A 328-nucleotide genomic window follows, 5' to 3' on the forward strand; every position below is an offset into this window, starting at 1 on the left:
CATGAAAAACCAAATTGGAATTTACACTGGAGTAAACGAAACAACACAAGCTCCAGAATCTTATCCAATAATATCAGGGTCTAGTAAGTTTAGATTTGGGTATGAGAAGAAGCTAAACAGAATACAAACCCTTGACGTTGAAGCTTACCAAGGCACATCAATGCTTGGCCCTAGAGGAAATATTATTGGAGGAAGCGTTTACGATGCTGTTGAATGGTCTAAGACAGGGCGCGGTGGAAAGGTTTACGACCTTGTTACTGAGGCATTGACTCAAGATGTCTGTAGCTCTAAGTACGGGCTGTGTGAGTAGATTATGATCAAAAAATCA

Annotated in this window: 1 protein-coding gene; it reads left to right on the plus strand. The window is 40.5% G+C overall.

Going from position 1 to position 328, the window contains the following annotated elements; genetic code table 11:
* The coding region (locus tag DC53_RS22450) for a hypothetical protein (protein ID WP_033032598.1) at positions 1–310 on the plus strand (310 nt) is incomplete at its 5' end.
* Positions 311–328 lie beyond the last annotated feature (18 nt).

The sequence above is a fragment of the Pseudoalteromonas fuliginea genome (assembly GCF_000690055.1).
Lineage (GTDB): Bacteria > Pseudomonadota > Gammaproteobacteria > Enterobacterales > Alteromonadaceae > Pseudoalteromonas > Pseudoalteromonas fuliginea.